Origin of the sequence: Pseudomonas protegens (genome assembly GCF_003363755.1) — a bacterium.
GTDB classification, from domain to species: Bacteria; Pseudomonadota; Gammaproteobacteria; order Pseudomonadales; family Pseudomonadaceae; genus Aquipseudomonas; species Aquipseudomonas danubii.
Map to the genome: position 1 here is coordinate 4329287 of NZ_CP031396.1, position 16560 is coordinate 4345846.

A 16560-nucleotide genomic window follows, 5' to 3' on the forward strand; every position below is an offset into this window, starting at 1 on the left:
TCCTTGCTCGATCAGGGGGTTTGTTGAGAGACCTGGTTGCCCCGGATGACCTCCACCGCCGGGCTTGGTCCGCCACCTTGGGCGAGCGGGCTACGGGGAGCTTTGCCGAGGGCCAGTTGAGTGAACTGGAACAGGTTGCTGTTGGCTGCATCGAGGTGGCCGATGGCGTCCTCGTTGCCGGCCCAGTAGTGGGCCAGGCGCTGCTCCTCGCTGCTGCGCACGGCCAGTCGCAGCACGCCGACCTGGGTGGCGAGCATCAACCGGCTCAAGAGCTGCTCGGGTACGGCCAGAACCACCGTGCGGGCGGCGATCCGGCGCTGGTCCTGCTTGAGCTTCTCCTCGCGGGTCGCCGCTGGGGCGGCGGGCTGTCCGTCATTGGTCAGTCCCAGTTGCTCGCCCACTGCCAGTACCCGCATAGCGGGCACGGCGATCTGTGCCGATTGCTGTGGATTGGTCGTGTCCTGACGCAGGAACAACAGCACGTCGACATAGTCCCCGGGGCTCAGTTGCCCGGCGGCGCCGATGACTTCATCCACCGCTACCGCCAGGGCTCGCTCATCGCTGCGAATCATTCGTGCCAGGGTGCCACCGGTCTCGAAGCTCTGGGCGTTGAGCCAGGTGCCGGCACTCAGTTGTCGCCAGGGCGTACGGCCCACCGCCTGATCAATGGCACTGAGGCTGCCGGCAGGTGCGGTGCGCAGTTTTTCCAGCGCCAGATCCGCGGCGGTGAGTGGAACGAAAGGTGGCACATCGCGCACCAGTACCACCACGGGTTGGCGGGTCTGGTCTTCGGCATTGCTGGTGACTTGTTCGACGACACGGGGGGCCACCGGTTGAGCCGGTGGTGCCGGTTCGGGTTGACGGCTGAGGACCAGGCCCCAGTAACCGAAAAACACCGCTCCGAGCAGCAGTAGTCCAGCCAGACCCATGGTGACGCGACTGTTCATGAAGGCTCTCCCTATCCTGCTGCACCACCAGCCCGTGATTCCAAACGAGTTAATTTCGCAATCAGGCAGCTATGAACATGCAACTATTTCGCTATGTGAAGGTAGTAGAGCTAGGACGAAATGCCATTAAGTCGTCGAAAAATAGCTAACAAAAGTATGAGTTGATTCAACGGGGCGAGTTTTTTGGCGCCCACCATCCGATTAATACTTTGTGATTAATCAGTTCTTACAGTTGCTGGGCCGGGCTTTGTTGACAATGCTCAGGTGGCACCGGGGAATTTTGCCCAGTGCTGTTCCAGTGGCGCCGTCTGGCGCAAAGGAGAGCTAGGATGATTCTTCAATATTTGTTGCTCAGGGCGCGCCTGTTTTTTGACCGCACCGAAGGCGCATCCGCGATCGAGTACGCGATTGTCGTAGCGATGGTGGCAGTGGTGGTCGTAGCGTTCGTGACCCCTCTGGGTGATCGTGTACTGGCCATCTTCAACAACATCCTGACCAGCCTTGGAGGCGACGCCGTCACCCGGCCTGACCCTTGATCAGCGGAGTGGCCCAGGTGAGCAGCCGCTGGGCAGCGCTTTCGACAGACCTTCAAGCTACCCCCGGTTCCGTGCAGGCCTTCGGTTTTCCAGAACCGAAGGCCTGCTAGCGGTTGCGTCACGGGTGGCCTGATGTTCGATGGCTGCGTTCAACCACGGGCGTGACGCTCACTCCAGGGTACTGTCCATGACCTTCCCTCAACCCACACGTCAGCAATTGCTGCTGGTGGACGACGAAGAAGATGCGCTGATGGAACTCGCCGAGCTGCTGGAAGGCGAGGGTTTCTGCTGCTTTACCGCCACCTCGGTGAAATGTGCTCTGGAACACCTCACCCAGCATCCAGATATTGCTTTGGTGATCACGGACCTGCGCATGCCGGAAGAGAGTGGCCTGTCGCTGATCAAGCGTCTGCGCGAGCACACCTCGCGCCAGCACTTGCCGGTGATCGTCATGTCGGGGCACGCCGACATGGATGACGTCAGTGACCTGTTGCGCCTGCAGGTCCTGGATCTGTTCCGCAAGCCGATCTATTACGTGCGCCTGCTGGAAACCCTCAATAATCTGTTTCCCCAACCCCGGCTGCATGTCGTCGGTCCCTGACCTTCAGGCTTGCTCGGTCTTTTTTTATCGGCAAAAAAAGACCTGCTGGGGAGCAGGTCAAAATCACCCAACTGTTCAGAGTTGATAGCTGAAACTCAAGGTATAGCGCGGACGGCGGTTGTAGGTGTCCAGGGCTTCATCGGACATGGGCTTGGCGGCCTCCAGGGCGATGTTGTAATGCTTGGTGTCGCCGAAGCGCAGGCCCACAGCCGCCGATGACAGGTTGCTGCCCTTGACCGGCAACTGGTTGAACCAGGTCTTGGAGCGGTCCAGCACGACATAGGGTTGCAGTACCCGGACCCAGGGTCCCTCGCGACGAAAGCTGTAGTTCACCTCATAAGCCACGCCCCAACCCTTGTCACCGGTGGCCTGGTCATCGGGATAACCCCGCGCGAAGTTCTGTCCGCCAAAACTGGCCCGTTCACTGTCTGGCAGATTGTCGTCGCTCCAGTACAGGGCTGCGGAAAGCACCCCCTGCCAATTGTCGAAGAAACGGTCGCTCTGTACCCCCGCCACACGCAGGCGGAAGAAATCCAGATCGTAGAGTGCGTTGTTGGTCTTGGCTCCCATGCTGTCCAGGCCCTGGTAGAGACCGGCGCTGAGGATTCGCAGTTGGCGCGGATCGGATTTGCTCCAGTCGCTCTCCAGCGCCAGGGCGCGGATATCGGTTTTCTCTTCCAGGGTCAGGGGGGCGTTGTTCAGCCGATAGCGGGTCTTGTCGTTCACTGCATACAGGCGTGTACCGGCGGTGAGCATCTCATTGGGCGAGGCGATGAAGGGGTGGCTGACGCCGATGGAGAAACGGTCGTTTGCGCGATGGGGCTCAAGCTCCAGGCCATTGCCCAATTGCACGTTGCTTCGCGGATCACTGCGGTAGCGCGCACCGTAGAGGCTCAACTGCGTGCCCTCGGAACCCAGCAACTGGCTGTAGTCCAGGCGGTAGTAGTGTTCCTTGTCCTTGCCCGGGGGAAACAGCCCGCTGAGGCTTAGCTGTTCGCCCCAGGCCGTTTGCGAGCTGCTGGTAATACCCACCAGGGCCTGCAGACCGTTGCGATTGTCGTCGGTGCTGTTGAGGGTGGTGCTGATGGACTTGCGGCTGGCCACGGCGACCAATTGGGTCGCACCGTCGGTGGTTCCCGGTGGGGGCACCACCGCTTGCAGGGTCACGCCCGGTACCCGGCTCATCAGAGTGGTATAGCGCTCGAAGGTCTTGCGGGTCAGCGGGCGTTCGGCCTTTAGCTTGCTCACCAGCTTGTCCAGATAGGTGGACACCGGACCGATGTCGCCCTGCAGCTGGTAGTCCCTGATGTAGCCCTCCACCAGCACCACCCGCAGGACACCCTGGTTGAAGTTCTGCTGCGGCATGAAGGCGTAGGACAGCAGGTAGCCGTCGTTCTGGTAGCGTCGGGTGATCTCACGAGTGGCTTCGATCAATTGAGCGAAGCTGGTTTCATGGCCGATCAATGGCTGGTAGATCGCCGCCAACTGCTCAAGAGGGTAGACCGTGCCACCCTCGATCTGGACCTGACGCACCGTAACCTTGGTGCCCATCATCAGCGGCTGCTGCCCTTGGGGGGCGACGGGTTGCTCAGGCATCTGCAACTGCGGTGTAGCCGGGCGGTAGGCGTCCACCGGCAGGTTGGGTTGGGGCAGGTTGGTAATGCTGTCGTTACTGTTGAGAAAGCGGGGAAGGGAGTCGGCGTAAGCGGAGGTACAGCATCCAATCAACAACAAACTGGCCAACGTGCGCATAGGACACTCCATGGTCAAGCCGCAGCGATGCTAAAAGTCCTCATTCCATGCACCGTTCAAGGTCTGAGCCCTGATCAGGTGCTGGAGGGTGATGCTCTGGATAAACAAAAAGGCGAGAGATTCATCTGAACCTCTCGCCCTCAACCAAGCGTAGGCGCTGTAGGTGAGGCCGTCGAATCGGCCAGGTGCAAATTATTTCCTGCCGCCCAGGGCGCCGGTCAAACCACCCAGCGCACCACCCAGGCCACCGTTGAGACCTGCTCCTGCAGAAGCGCTGCCGTTGGCGCTGGCTCCGACGCCGAGCCCGGCCCCACCGAGCAGACCGCCGCCGGGGGCAGTGCCGCCGTTGACCAGACCGCCGACCGAGGCCACGGTGCTGCCCACTGCGCCGAGGGTGCCGCCCAGGGCGCCGCCGACCTGATTGCCGCCTATGCCACCGGCAACAGTGGTACCCACATTGCTCACAGCCCCGCCCGCTTGGCCCAGCAGACCGCTGACCGCGCCACCCAGGCCACTGGCTGCGCCCACTTGCTGGGTCAGGCCGGTGACGGAGCTGGTGACCGGATTCAACGCCGAACCCAGGTTTACGCCGACACTGGCCAGGGGCGCGGTGACCACCAGGTTGGGAGTACCTGGGCCGCCCAGGGCTCCGCCCACCGAGGCGATCAGGCCGCCCACCGCACCGGCGGCGGCACTCCCTGCGCTGACAGCGCCATTGGTGTTGCCGGTGTTGATGCCGTTGCCGAGATTGGCCACTGCACCGCCTACGACTTCCAGCATGCCGGTGCCGCCCAGGCCAGTACCGCCACCGTTGCTGCCACCGCTTCCGGTGCCGCTCCCGGACTTGCCGACGTAGCCTCCTGCGCTGTTTACCGCGCCGCTGGCGTTGCTCAGGGCATTGCCCAACAGATCGGTCACAGGGTTGCCATCACCGGTATCGCTGACCTTCTCGCCGGTATCATCCACAGCATCGCTCACGCCTTTGATCAGTCCCTTGACGGGGGCGCCCAGGCCGGTGGTGCTGCCCACCTTGTCGGTCAGGCCTTCTGCCATGCTCACTACCGGTACCAGTACCTTGTCACCCACGCCATCGGTCAGGGTGCCTACTGGGCCGCTACTGGTGACGGTACTCAAGGTGTTGCCCAGCATGGTCACCCGGGTGCCGACACCGCTGAGTACCGGGGCCACCCTGGTCACCACGCCACCGACGACCGGAACGCTTTGGGTGGTTGTCGCCAGTTGCCCGCCAAGATCCTTGACTCCGGTGCCCACATCGCCGACCACGTTGCCGACGGTGGCCGTGGTCTTGCTCAGGGCCTTGGGATCGCTGCCCAGTTTGCCAAGGCCGTTGGTCAAGCCCTCACCAACGCTGTCCACCACATTACCGGTAGTGTTGACGGCACTGCGGGCCAGGCCGCCGACCACTGGAACCGTTGCCAGAGAATCGCCCAGGGCGCTGATGCCGTCGCCGACACCGCTCACGGTAGAACCCACGCCGGACGCCACGTCGGCGGTCACCAGAGTGCTGGGCGTGCCACCGGTTCCGCCATCGGTGCCACCACCACCTGAGCTGGCAGGAGAACTGCTCGAGCCACTCTTATGACCACCACCGCCGCCGCTGCAGCCCGCCAGGCTGAGGGTCAGGATCATCGCCAGTGCTGTACACGCTTTCCATCCGAATTGAGTTTTCATGAGAGGTATCCCTTGCACCTATTACAACGTTCGTTGTTTTCGATAGCTCTCCAGTTCTATTGCTGGAGATACCGTCGTCCGTTGTCTACATAAAAGGCGCGAGAGACTTTTTGAACAATTATGAACTTGGTATTAATGAGTTTTATTCTTGGTTTTTTACTGCTTTAAAAGTGACTAGTTTGAAAGTATTGTTTGTGAAGTTTGTGTATTTTAAGTTGTTATTTATCAATGCCTTGTATCTATGGGTGGAGCGGCTGCTCGTGAGCTATAAACGAAAGTTATATATATATAATTAATGGGTTTTATTTTGTTTTCTGCTCGAGAGAGCGGCAGTTTTCTAAGATTCTATTAGTGGCTGTCGAGGACTTTCAAATCTGCGCTGGCCTATACTGCGCGGCCGAATTGCTGTTGGAGCCTGTGATGCCTAGTCCAATCTGGTGGCTGTTGTGCCTGCCGTTTTTCGCTGGGGCCTTTCTGGCCCTGCAAGCCGGAATCAATGGTCAGTTGGCCAAGCAGGTCGGCGGTGTGCTGGCCGCAGCACTGATTTCCTTTTTTGTCGGTACTGCAGCCCTGTTGATCCTGGTGTTGATGCAGCGTGAGATGCCCTCGTTGAGTGCCCTCAAGGGCCTGACCTGGTGGCACTGGTGTGGCGGCCTGCTGGGGGTCTTTTTCATCACCACCGCAGCTTTTGCCGGGCCACGGATCGGCGCCTTGCTGTTCATGGCTCTGGTGCTGGCGGGTCAGTTGAGCATGGCCCTGGCCCTGGACCACTTTGGTTGGGTAGGCTTTCGCGAGGCGCCGGTGAGCCTCGGCAAGATTGCCGGATTGCTGCTGATCGTCGCCGGTGTAGTGCTTATTCGCCGGGGGTGATGAGGGCTCAGGCGATGGGCTGCCAGCGACCCTGCATATGTTGCAGATCGCCATTGCCCAGTAGCTGGAGTTCGCCACTGGACCCTGCTGCGCTGGCCAGCAGGCGGACGGTCCCGGGCAGCAGCACGGGCTTGATGAAATGCACCGACACTTCGATATTCGCGGCCGGCAGGTGCTCGCTCAGTGCCGCCAGGGTCATGGCCTTGTTCCACAGACCGTGGGCTATGGCCTGGGGAAAGCCAAACAGGCGGGCACTCCAGGCGCTGAGGTGGATAGGGTTGTAGTCACCAGAGACCCTGGCGTAGCGCCGGCCGATATTGCTTTCGGCCTGCCAGCGGCTCACCTCGTTCAGGCCTTCGCCCAATGGTGGGAGCGGCGCGACAGGTTCTCCGGGCACCTTGACGGTGCGACAGAGCATCTGGCTTTCGGCTTCCCAGAGTGGCCCCAGCAGATCGTCCACGGTGGTCAGCAGATCGAACACCGCCCCCTTGGCGTGAGGTTGCAGGTTGTCTACCCGGACGCCGATGCGCACGCTGCTGACGTTGCCCATGGGGCGCAACACTCGAATCCGGTTGGCCAGATGAACCAGCCCCAGCAACGGGAAGGGGAAGTTCTGGGCAGTGAGCAGCTGCATCTGCAGGGCGAAGGCCAGCACATGGGGATAGGTAGCGGGAAGCAGGCCGTTGTCGGCAAAACCGCAGACCTTGCGATAGGCCGCCAGCTGTTTGGGCTCCAGGCTGATCCAGCAGCGCAGGCCATCTTCGGGCAACTCGATGCCATTGCTCCGCCGTCTCAGCGCCGCCTTGAGAAACAGCGGCGGCAAGAGCGCAGGCAGGTTCAGTTCATGCCAGTGCGTTGTCATCTTCAGGCTCCCAGGACACTTTGGCCACACACCCGCAAGGCTTGCCCGCTGACCGCGCCACTGCCCGGCTGGCCGAGCCAGGCCACGGCCTCGGCGACGTCCTGAGGCAGGCCGCCCTGGCCCAGGGAACTCATGCGGCGTCCGGCTTCGCGCAAGGCGAAGGGCACCTTGGCGGTCATCTGGGTCTCGATGAAGCCTGGCGCCACGGCGTTGATGCTGATGTCCCGGGCCTTGAGCAGCGGTGCCCAGGCCTGGGCCAGGCCGATCAGCCCGGCCTTGCTGGCGGCGTAGTTGGTCTGTCCGCGGTTGCCGGCAATGCCGCTGATGGAGGCCAACAGGATCACGCGTCCGTGATCGTGCAGCCGGCCGCTGTCGAGCAGGGCCTGGGTCAGTACCTGCGGGGCGTTGAGGTTCACCGCCAGCACGGCGTCCCAGAACTCGGCGGTCATGTTGGCCAGGGTCTTGTCCCGGGTGATCCCGGCGTTGTGCACCAGAATGTCGATGCCCTCGGGCAGTTGTTCGAGCAACTGGGCCGGGGCGTCCTCGGCGCAGATATCCAGGCCGATGGCGCGTGCGCCGAGACGGGCCGCCAGAGCGTCCAGGTCGGCCTTGGCCTGGGGCACATCCAGCAACAGCACCTGGGCCCCGTCCCGGGCCAGGGTTTCGGCGATGGCCGCGCCAATGCCCCGGGCCGCGCCGGTGACCAGGGCCTTGCGCCCGGCCAGCGGGCGGCTCCAGTCCTGGACCTGACTGGCGCAGGGCTGCAAGTGGATCACCTGCCCGGAAACATAGGCGCTCTTGGGCGAGAGAAAGAATCGCAGGGCGCCTTCCAACTGCTCTTCGGCGCCCTCGGCCACGTACAGCAGTTGCAGGGTGGCGCCGTTGCGCAGCTCCTTGGCCAGGGAGCGACTAAAGCCTTCCAGGGCATGCTGGGCGCTGGCGGCAAAGGGCTCTGCCAGGGTGTGCGGAGCACGTCCGAGGATCAGCAGATGGGCGCTGGATTCAAGGCTGCGCAGCAGCGGCTGGAAGAACTCCCGCAGTTGCTTGAGTTGATCGGTATGCCGCAGTTCGCTGGCATCGAAGACCACGGCCTTGAGCTTGGGCCCATGGCCGGGAATCCAGGGCGTGGCCAGGGTTGGGTCGGTGCCGTAGCTGTAGACCGAATCGGTCAGGCGCGGTGCCAGGGCGCTCACCTGTTGGGCCATGGCGCCGCCACCGATCAACAGAGCGCCTTCGATGGGCCGCAGGCGGCCGGCCTGCCAGCGCTCCAGACGTACCGGTGACGGCAGGCCAAGGGCCCCGACCAGGCGCTGGCCGATGGACGAATTGGCGAAGTCGATATAACGGTCGGACATGGAACGCACTCCGCAGGCTGGGGTTCAAAGTGTGGACCACGAATGGCCCCGAGTCGTTCGATCTGCGAGAAGCCTCCTACGCTAGTGGGAGAGGTACTCACCGAAGTCGCACTCATAGAATAGGGAGCTTTCCATGACACAGCTGCGTCGCGTCGCGATTATCGGCGGTAACCGCATTCCCTTCGCCCGCTCCAACGGCCCGTATGCCACGGCCAGCAACCAGGCCATGCTCACGGCCGCCCTGGAGGGCCTGATCGAGCGTTACCAGCTCCACGGCCTGCGCCTTGGCGAAGTGGCGGCGGGGGCGGTGCTCAAGCACTCGCGGGACTTCAACCTGACCCGGGAGTGCGTACTGGGTTCGCGGCTATCGCCCACCACCCCGGCCTACGACATCCAGCAAGCCTGTGGCACCGGCCTGGAAGCGGCCTTGCTGGTGGCCAACAAGATTGCCCTGGGGCAGATCGACTGCGGCATCGCCGGTGGCGTCGACACCACCTCGGATGCGCCGATCGGGGTCAACGAGGGGCTGCGGCAGATCCTGTTGCAGGCCAATCGGGCCAAGACTACCGGCGACAAGCTGAAGATCCTGCTGCAGTTGCGGCCCCATCACCTCAAGCCGGAACTGCCGCGCAACGGTGAGCCGCGCACCGGCCTGTCCATGGGCGAACACTGCGAACAGATGGCCAAGACCTGGAACATTCCCCGTGGCGAACAGGACCAACTGGCCCTGGAAAGCCACCAGAAGATGGCCGCCGCCTATGCCGAAGGCTGGCACGACGACCTGCTCACCCCCTTCCTCGGCCTGACCCGGGACAACAACCTGCGCCCGGACCTGACTCTGGAAAAGCTCGCCAGCCTCAAGCCGGCCTTCGATCGCAGTGCCGCGGGCACCCTCACCGCCGGCAACTCCACGCCGCTGACCGATGGCGCCTCCCTGGTGTTGCTGGGCAGTGAACAATGGGCCCAGGAGCGCGGCCTGCCGATCCTCGCCTACCTGCGCGATGGCGAGGCTGGCGCGGTGGACTTCGTCAAAGGCGCCGAAGGTCTGCTGATGGCCCCGGTGTATGCCGTGCCGCGCTTGCTGGCGCGCAACGGGCTGAGCCTGCAGGACTTTGATTATTACGAGATCCACGAAGCCTTTGCCGCCCAGGTGCTGTGCACCCTCAAGGCCTGGGAGGACGCGGATTACTGCAAGACCCGCCTGTGCCTCGACGCGCCTCTGGGGCGCATCGATCGCGCCCGGCTTAACGTCAAAGGCAGCTCCCTGGCGGCGGGGCACCCGTTTGCCGCCACCGGCGGGCGCATTGTCGCCAACCTGGCGAAGTTGCTGAGTGTGGCGGGGCAGGGTCGTGGGCTGATTTCGATCTGTGCGGCGGGCGGACAGGGTGTGACGGCGATCATCGAACGCTGAGATTCGTGGCGTTCGCCGGCAAGCCGGTTCCTACAGAGAAGTGCCTCCAAATCCGTAGGAGCCGGCTTGCCGGTGAAAAGGGCCTCAAGTCTTGAAGCGCCGCACCAGGCTGTCCAGCTCATTGGACAGCCCCGCCAAGTTCTGGGAGTCCAGGCGTGCCGCGTTGGCCAGTTCCGCCACCCGTTGCGCATCGCCATGGATCTGGCTGATGTGCCGGTTGATGTCTTCCGCCACTTGATGCTGCTCCTCGGCGGCGGTGGCGATCTGAGTGTTCATGTCGCGGATCACATCCACCGACTCGCGGATCTGTCCGAAGCTGTTGCGCGCCAGGCCGATGCGGTTCACCGACTGTTGGGAGACTTCCAGGCTGGCGTGCATCTGCTGGGTCACGGCGCTGGTGCGCTTGGCCAGGTTGCCCAGCAGCCCGTCGATCTCGGCGGTGGAGTCGGCGGTGCGCTTGGCCAGGGCGCGGACTTCGTCGGCCACCACGGCAAAACCGCGTCCCTGCTCTCCGGCCCGGGCAGCCTCAATGGCGGCGTTGAGGGCCAGCAGGTTGGTCTGTTCGGCGATGGAGCGGATGGTGCCGAGGATCGACTGGATGTCGTTGCTGTCGCGTTCCAGTTGCTGCATCGATTGCGCCGATTGCTCGATCTCCTGGCTCAGGCGGTCGACGCTGTGCACCGCGTCGTCGATCTGCTGCTGGCCTTCCTGGGCCTGACGCTGGCCACTGTCTGCCGACTCGGCGGCCTGGCTGCAGGAGCGAGCCACTTCGTTGGCCGTGGCCACCATTTCGTGGAAGGCCGTGGACACCATGTCCACCGCTTCGCGCTGGCGTCCGGCGGCTTCGGCCATGTCGTTGGAAACCTGGGTCGAGGAATGGGAGGTGGCGAGAATCTTCTGTGCCGCCTGGCCGATGTGCTGGATCAGGCTGCGGATCGCCGCGAGGAACTGGTTGAACCAGTTGGCCAGTTGCGCGGTTTCATCGCTGCCACGGATGTTCAGGTTGCGGGTCAGGTCGCCTTCACCCTGGGCGATGCCTTCCAGGCCACTGGCGACACTGCGGATCGGCCGCACGATGAGGCTGGCGAAGCTGGCTCCGAATACCGCGAACAACACGGCCAGGACCCCGGCGATCACGGCGATGATCCAGGTCAGCTGGGTGGCCGAGCCCATGACTTCGTTCTGCTTGATCAGGCCGATGAAGGTCCAGCCCAGTTGTTCGGAAGGCCAGACGTTGGCCATGTAGTGCTCGCCACCCAGTTCCACTTGCACCAGGCCCTTGCCGGTCTTGGCCAGCTGCGCGTATCCCTCGCCGAGGCTGTCCAGGGCCTTGAAGTTATGCTCCGGCTGCTTGGGGTCCACCAGCACCGTGCCGTTGTTTTCCATCAGCATCAGGTAGCCGGACTCGCCCAGCTTGATCTGCTTGACGATTTCGGTGAGCTGCTTGAGCGACACGTCGACCGCGACCACGCCGCCTTGGGGGCCCAACTGGTTGGCCAGGGAGCGCACGGTGCTGACCAGCACCGCATCGTCCGGGGCCCAGTAGTACGCATCGGTGCGCAGGGTCTTGCCCGGGCTGGCCAGCGCGGCCTTGTACCAGGGGCGCACGCGGGGATCGTAGTTGGCCAGCTTCAGGTCGGCGGGCCAGGAGACGTAACCGCCGTTGCTCACGCCATAGGACACATAGGCATAGGCGGGGTGGCTGGCGGCCATGGCGGCGAACAGTTCGAAGATGCGTTTGTCCTGCTCGCCTTCCGGAACCTTGGCGGCATCGGCGCTCATCCAGGTCTTGAGGTCGCCGCCGGCCTGGGTCAGCAAGGGTTGGGCTGCCAGGTAGTCGATGTTCTGGCTGATGCCTTCGAAGAACAGCTGCATGGCATTGGCCACTTGGCGGATCTCGCGGCCGCTGCCGTCGACAAAGGTGTTTTGCGCTTCGCTGCGCAGGTTGATCACCACCAGCGTGGCCACCAGCACCACGGGCAGGCAGGCAATGGCGGCGAAGGCCCAGGTGAGTTTCTGTTTGATATTCATCCGCGCTCCAGATTTTCTTGTATGACCACGAAGTGCAGGCGACTCGCGGATTATTGGCAGCTTGAAAGATGGCGCTGATTGCAGTCCCTGAGGCAGAAGTCGAGCAGGCAGCGATCGAACCTTGGCCGGCGGCTGACGTCTTTATTGGATTGTCGGACAAAATCCCTTTGTCTCTGATGACTTCGGCTGGGCCGGCGGAAAATTGAGTCGCGCAGAGAAAAAACCTCCTTGAAGACGCCAAGGGCGTGCGACGGATGGCGGCAATCTCTCACGCCATGGCGGACGTTGTTCGCTGGCCACTCGGCTATGATCCTCGGCGGCAGCGCTTCAGGGATCTGGCACATTGAGTGCATTGCTGTCGTCCGGCGCTCGGCAGCCCTTTCCCGTGGTGGGAGGATTGCCGTATAACGAGTGACTTTCGCGTGTTTGGTAACAAGGGACCCACAATAAAAGCTGATGAAGACTCCAAAACGCATTGAACCCCTGATCGAAGACGGTCTGGTAGACGAGGTGCTGCGCCCACTCATGAGTGGTAAAGAGGCAGCTGTGTATGTGGTGCGCTGCGGCAACGAGCTACGTTGCGCCAAGGTCTACAAGGAGGCGAACAAACGCAGTTTCCGTCAGGCGGCGGAATATCAGGAGGGGCGCAAGGTTCGCAACAGCCGACAGGCGCGGGCCATGGCCAAGGGCTCCAAGTTCGGTCGCAAGGAAACCGAGGACGCCTGGCAGAACGCCGAAGTGGCGGCCTTGTTCCGTCTGGCCAATGCCGGGGTGCGGGTGCCCAAGCCATTCGACTTTCTCGAAGGCGTGTTGCTGATGGAGCTGGTGGCCGACGAGTACGGCGACGCGGCGCCGCGTCTCAACGATGTGGTGCTGGAACCGGATCAGGCCCGTGAGTATCACGCCTTCCTGATTTCCCAGATTGTCCTGATGCTGTGTACCGGTCTGGTGCACGGTGACCTGTCCGAGTTCAACGTGCTGCTGACGCCGGACGGTCCGGTGATCATCGACCTGCCCCAGGCGGTGGACGCGGCAGGCAACAACCATGCGTTCAGCATGCTGGAGCGGGACGTGGGCAACATGGCGTCCTACTTCGGGCGTTTTGCCCCGGAGCTCAAGCACACCCGTTATGCCAAGGAAATGTGGGCCTTGTACGAGGCTGGCACCTTGCATCCGGGCAGTGTGCTGACCGGCGAGTTCGACGACCCCGAAGAACTGGCGGATGTTGGCAGCGTGATCCGCGAGATCGAAGCGGCACGTCTCGACGAGGAACGCCGGCAGGCCGTGCGGGCGGCGGACGATGCGCCGCCAGGCAAATCCGAAGAACCACCGCCTCCGCCCTGGATGCAGTGATGGAATAGAAAAATCCGGCCTTGGCCGGATTTTTTATTCCTGCAAACTACCTGGCACCTTGGCACCTTGGCACCTTGGCACCTTGGCACCTTGTAGCCGCTGCCGCAGGCTGCGCACGGCCCGAAGGGACGCGAGGATCTTGAGGGCGCTGAGGTTTTGCAAGGGATCGCCAAGCAAGGCCCTGCGGACCTTTTCGCAGCCTCGCCAGGGCTCGGCAGCGGCTACAGAGAGCGCTTCTTGCAAATGCTCAGGACCCGCAACAACTGCCCGAAGCCAGCTCCTTGAGGATCGGGCAGTCCGGGCGATGGTCGCCGTGGCAGTGCTCCACCAGGTCCTGCAGGGTGTCGCGCAGCCCGGCCAGTTCGCGGATCTTCTGGTTGAGTTCATCGATGTGCTGGCGCGCCAGGGCCTTTACATCGGCGCTGGCTCGCTGCCGGTCCTGCCACAGGGTCAGCAGCTTGCCCACTTCTTCCAGGGAAAAGCCCAGATCGCGAGAGCGCTTGATGAAGGCCAGGCTGTGCAGGTCTTCGTCGCCGTACAGGCGATAGCCGCTGTCGCTGCGATGGGCCGGCTTGAGCAGGCCGATGGACTCGTAGTAACGGATCATCTTGGCGCTCAGGCCGCTCTTGCGCGCCGCTTGGCCGATGTTCATTCGGCGTTCTCCAGGTCTTTGGGTTTCCAGGTTTTCAACAGTAGCGCATTGCTCACCACGCTGACGCTGGACAGGGCCATGGCCGCCCCGGCCAGCACCGGATTGAGCAGGCCGAAGGCCGCCAGCGGGATGCCGATCAGGTTGTAGACGAAGGCCCAGAACAGGTTCTGGCGGATTTTCGCGTAGGTCTTGCGGCTGATCTCCAGGGCCGCGGGTATCAGTCGTGGATCGCCGCGCATCAGGGTGATGCCCGCCGCGTGCATGGCCACGTCGGTGCCGCCGCCCATGGCAATGCCGATGTCTGCCGCCGCCAGGGCCGGGGCGTCGTTGATGCCGTCGCCGACCATGGCCACCACGCCGGTCTTTTTCAGTGCCGTCACCGTGGCGGCCTTGTCCGCCGGCAGTACTTCGGCGTGCACATCGTCGATGCCCAGGGCATCGGCCACGACCTTGGCGCTGCCACGGTTGTCGCCGGTCAGCAGGTGGCTGCTGATATGCCGCGCGCGCAGTTGCTGCACCGCCTGCAAGGCGCCGGGCTTGAGGGTGTCGCCAAAGGCGAACAGGCCCAGCACCCGGGATTGCGGGCTCTGCTCGATCAGCCAGGACAGGGTCCGGCCCTCGTGTTCCCAGTCTTTGGCTGCCTGGGCCAGGCTGCCCGGGGTCAGGCCGCTTTCTTCCAGCAGGCGGCGGTTGCCCAGGGCCAGTTGGCGACCGTCCAGGGTGCCGGCGATGCCACGCCCGGTCAGGGACTGGCTGGCGCTGACATCGGCCACCGGCAGTTGGCGTTCCTGGCACAGGTCCAGCACCGCTTTGGCCAGAGGGTGCTCACTGCCGCGCTGCAGGGCACCGGCCAGTTGCAGCACGCTATTGTCGTCGCCTTCCAGGGCCTGCATATGGGCGATGCGTGGCGTACCGGAAGTCAGGGTGCCGGTCTTGTCGAAAACCACCGAGCTGACTTCGTGGGCTCGTTCCAGGGCTTCGGCGTCCTTGATCAGGATGCCGTGGCGGGCGGCCACGCCGGTGCCGGCCATGATCGCGGTGGGGGTGGCCAGGCCCAGGGCGCAAGGGCAGGCGATCACCAGCACGGCGACGGCGTTGATCACTGCGGTTTCCAGGGGCGCGCCATACAGCCACCAGCCCACCAGGGTGATCAGCGCCAGCACCAGCACGGTGGGTACGAACACCTGGCTGACCTTGTCCACCAGCTTCTGGATCGGTGCCTTGCCGGCCTGGGCATCTTCCACCAGGCGAATGATCCGTGCCAGCACGGTTTCCGCGCCGAGGGCCAGGGTGCGTACCAGCAGGCGGCCTTCGCCGTTGATGGCGCCGCCGGTGACTTTATCCCCAGGCTGCTTGGGCACCGGCAGGCTTTCACCGCTGATCAGCGCTTCGTCGGCATGGCTCTGGCCTTCGATGACTTCGCCGTCCACCGGAAAGCGCTCGCCGGGTTTGACCAGCACCAGGTCGTTCAGGCGCAGGGCGCTGATGGCGACTTCCTGCTCGCGCCCATCGATGACCTGGATTGCCCGCTCGGGGCGCAGGGCTTCCAGGGCGCGGATGGCGCTGGCGGTCTGGCGCTTGGCGCGGCTTTCCAGGTACTTGCCCAGCAGCACCAGGGCGATCACCACCGCCGAGGCTTCGAAGTACAGGTGCGGCATGCTGCCGGCGGCGGCCGTGGCCCATTCATACAGGCTCAGGCCATAGCCGGCGCTGGTGCCCAGGGCCACCAGCAGGTCCATGTTGCCGCTGCCGGCGCGCACGGCTTTCCAGGCGGCGACATAAAAGCGTGCGCCGAAGATGAACTGCACCGGAGTGGCCAGGGCGAACTGGGCCCAGGCCGGGAGCATCCAGTGCAGGCCAAAGGGTTGCACCAGCATCGGCAGCACCAGGGGCAGGGCCAGGAGGATCGCCAGGACCAGGCTCCAGCGTTCGCGGCGCAGGTTCTGCTGCTGGTCGTTGCCGTGCTTCTGCTCAGCCTGCCACAGGCTGGCTGAGTAGCCGGCCTGGGTCACGGCGTTGATCAGTTGCGCCGGGTCGACCTGGCCCAGCAGCTCGAGGTGAGCCCGTTCCGTGGCCAGGTTGACGCTGGCGCTGCGCACGCCTTGAACCTTGTTCAAGGCGCGTTCTACACGTCCGGCACAGGTGGCGCAGGTCATGCCGCCGATGGTCAATTCAATGGACTGCACCGGTACGCTGTAACCGGCATTTTCCACCGCTTCCAGCAGGGCCGGCAGACTGTCCCCGGGGGCTTCGATCCGGGCCTGTTCCGTGGCGAGGTTGACGCTGACCGCGCGTATACCGGCGACCTTGGCCAAGGCACGCTCCACACGACCGGCGCAACTGGCGCAGGTCATGCCGGCAATCGGCAGGTCGAAGGTGGTTGATTCAGGCATGGCTGACACTCCCTGTAAATGTTGCCCACAGGATCAACCTTGCCATGCAGGCAAGGTCAAGCGGGCATTGCCAGGGTGCTTCATTTTGTCCCAGGGGGGAGCAGG

Annotated in this window: 13 protein-coding genes and 1 pseudogene; 5 read left to right on the forward strand and 9 right to left on the reverse strand. The window is 63.5% G+C overall.

Going from position 1 to position 16560, the window contains the following annotated elements:
• Positions 1-11: 11 nt before the first annotated feature.
• Entirely contained in the window at positions 12-947 is a 936-nt protein-coding gene (gene cpaB / locus DWF74_RS19520; RefSeq protein ID WP_115581527.1) for a Flp pilus assembly protein CpaB, read from the reverse strand.
• A gap of 329 nt (positions 948-1276) precedes the next feature.
• On the opposite strand from cpaB, the gene DWF74_RS19525 reads away from it, so the two are divergent.
• A complete protein-coding gene (locus DWF74_RS19525; RefSeq protein ID WP_102863018.1) occupies positions 1277-1483 on the forward strand; it encodes a Flp family type IVb pilin in 207 nt (68 codons plus the stop codon).
• 187 nt (positions 1484-1670) lie between these two features.
• Positions 1671-2084, forward strand: a complete 414-nt coding sequence (locus tag DWF74_RS19530) for a response regulator (protein ID WP_102863019.1) — start codon at positions 1671-1673, stop codon at positions 2082-2084.
• Positions 2085-2159: 75 nt separating this feature from the next.
• Here the strand turns inward: DWF74_RS19530 and DWF74_RS19535 are convergent, their stop codons facing one another.
• Both DWF74_RS19535 and DWF74_RS19540 read right to left on the reverse strand, forming a co-directional pair.
• A complete protein-coding gene (locus tag DWF74_RS19535) occupies positions 2160-3836 on the reverse strand; it encodes a ShlB/FhaC/HecB family hemolysin secretion/activation protein (protein ID WP_115581528.1) in 1677 nt (558 codons plus the stop codon).
• Positions 3837-4028: 192 nt separating this feature from the next.
• The gene (locus tag DWF74_RS19540; protein WP_115581529.1) at positions 4029-5528 is read right to left on the reverse strand and encodes a collagen-like triple helix repeat-containing protein; all 1500 of its coding nucleotides are present in this window, start codon (positions 5526-5528) and stop codon (positions 4029-4031) included.
• A gap of 420 nt (positions 5529-5948) precedes the next feature.
• Here DWF74_RS19540 and DWF74_RS19545 point away from each other — a divergent pair, with 420 nt between their 5' ends.
• Positions 5949-6398: a DMT family transporter gene (locus tag DWF74_RS19545; RefSeq protein ID WP_102863022.1), complete on the forward strand. Its 450-nt coding sequence runs from the start codon at positions 5949-5951 to the stop codon at positions 6396-6398.
• A 7-nt stretch (positions 6399-6405) separates the two neighbouring features.
• Here the strand turns inward: DWF74_RS19545 and DWF74_RS19550 are convergent, their stop codons facing one another.
• Positions 6406-7260: a MaoC family dehydratase gene (locus tag DWF74_RS19550; RefSeq protein ID WP_102863023.1), complete on the reverse strand. Its 855-nt coding sequence runs from the start codon at positions 7258-7260 to the stop codon at positions 6406-6408.
• 2 nt (positions 7261-7262) lie between these two features.
• Positions 7263-8615, reverse strand: a complete 1353-nt coding sequence (locus tag DWF74_RS19555; RefSeq protein ID WP_115581530.1) for a 3-oxoacyl-ACP reductase — start codon at positions 8613-8615, stop codon at positions 7263-7265.
• Positions 8616-8748: 133 nt separating this feature from the next.
• Between DWF74_RS19555 and DWF74_RS19560 the strand changes: the two genes are divergently transcribed.
• Positions 8749-10026: an acetyl-CoA C-acetyltransferase gene (locus tag DWF74_RS19560; protein ID WP_115581531.1), complete on the forward strand. Its 1278-nt coding sequence runs from the start codon at positions 8749-8751 to the stop codon at positions 10024-10026.
• A gap of 84 nt (positions 10027-10110) precedes the next feature.
• On the opposite strand, the gene DWF74_RS31055 is transcribed toward DWF74_RS19560, so the two are convergent.
• Positions 10111-10878: a methyl-accepting chemotaxis protein gene (locus tag DWF74_RS31055; protein ID WP_371826197.1), complete on the reverse strand. Its 768-nt coding sequence runs from the start codon at positions 10876-10878 to the stop codon at positions 10111-10113.
• Between the two features lie 138 nt (positions 10879-11016).
• Positions 11017-12057, reverse strand: a pseudogene (locus DWF74_RS31060) (cache domain-containing protein); the annotation flags it as partial.
• 456 nt (positions 12058-12513) lie between these two features.
• Between DWF74_RS31060 and DWF74_RS19570 the strand changes: the two are divergent.
• Positions 12514-13410: a PA4780 family RIO1-like protein kinase gene (locus DWF74_RS19570; RefSeq protein ID WP_102863027.1), complete on the forward strand. Its 897-nt coding sequence runs from the start codon at positions 12514-12516 to the stop codon at positions 13408-13410.
• A gap of 247 nt (positions 13411-13657) precedes the next feature.
• On the opposite strand, the gene cueR is transcribed toward DWF74_RS19570, so the two are convergent.
• Positions 13658-14062: a Cu(I)-responsive transcriptional regulator gene (gene cueR, locus DWF74_RS19580; protein WP_060837378.1), complete on the reverse strand. Its 405-nt coding sequence runs from the start codon at positions 14060-14062 to the stop codon at positions 13658-13660.
• On the reverse strand, positions 14059-16455 hold the full coding sequence (locus DWF74_RS19585) for a heavy metal translocating P-type ATPase (RefSeq protein WP_115581533.1): 2397 nt from the start codon (positions 16453-16455) through the stop codon (positions 14059-14061). Before DWF74_RS19585 ends, cueR begins: the two co-directional genes overlap by 4 nt.
• Between the last annotated feature and the right edge of the window lie 105 nt (positions 16456-16560).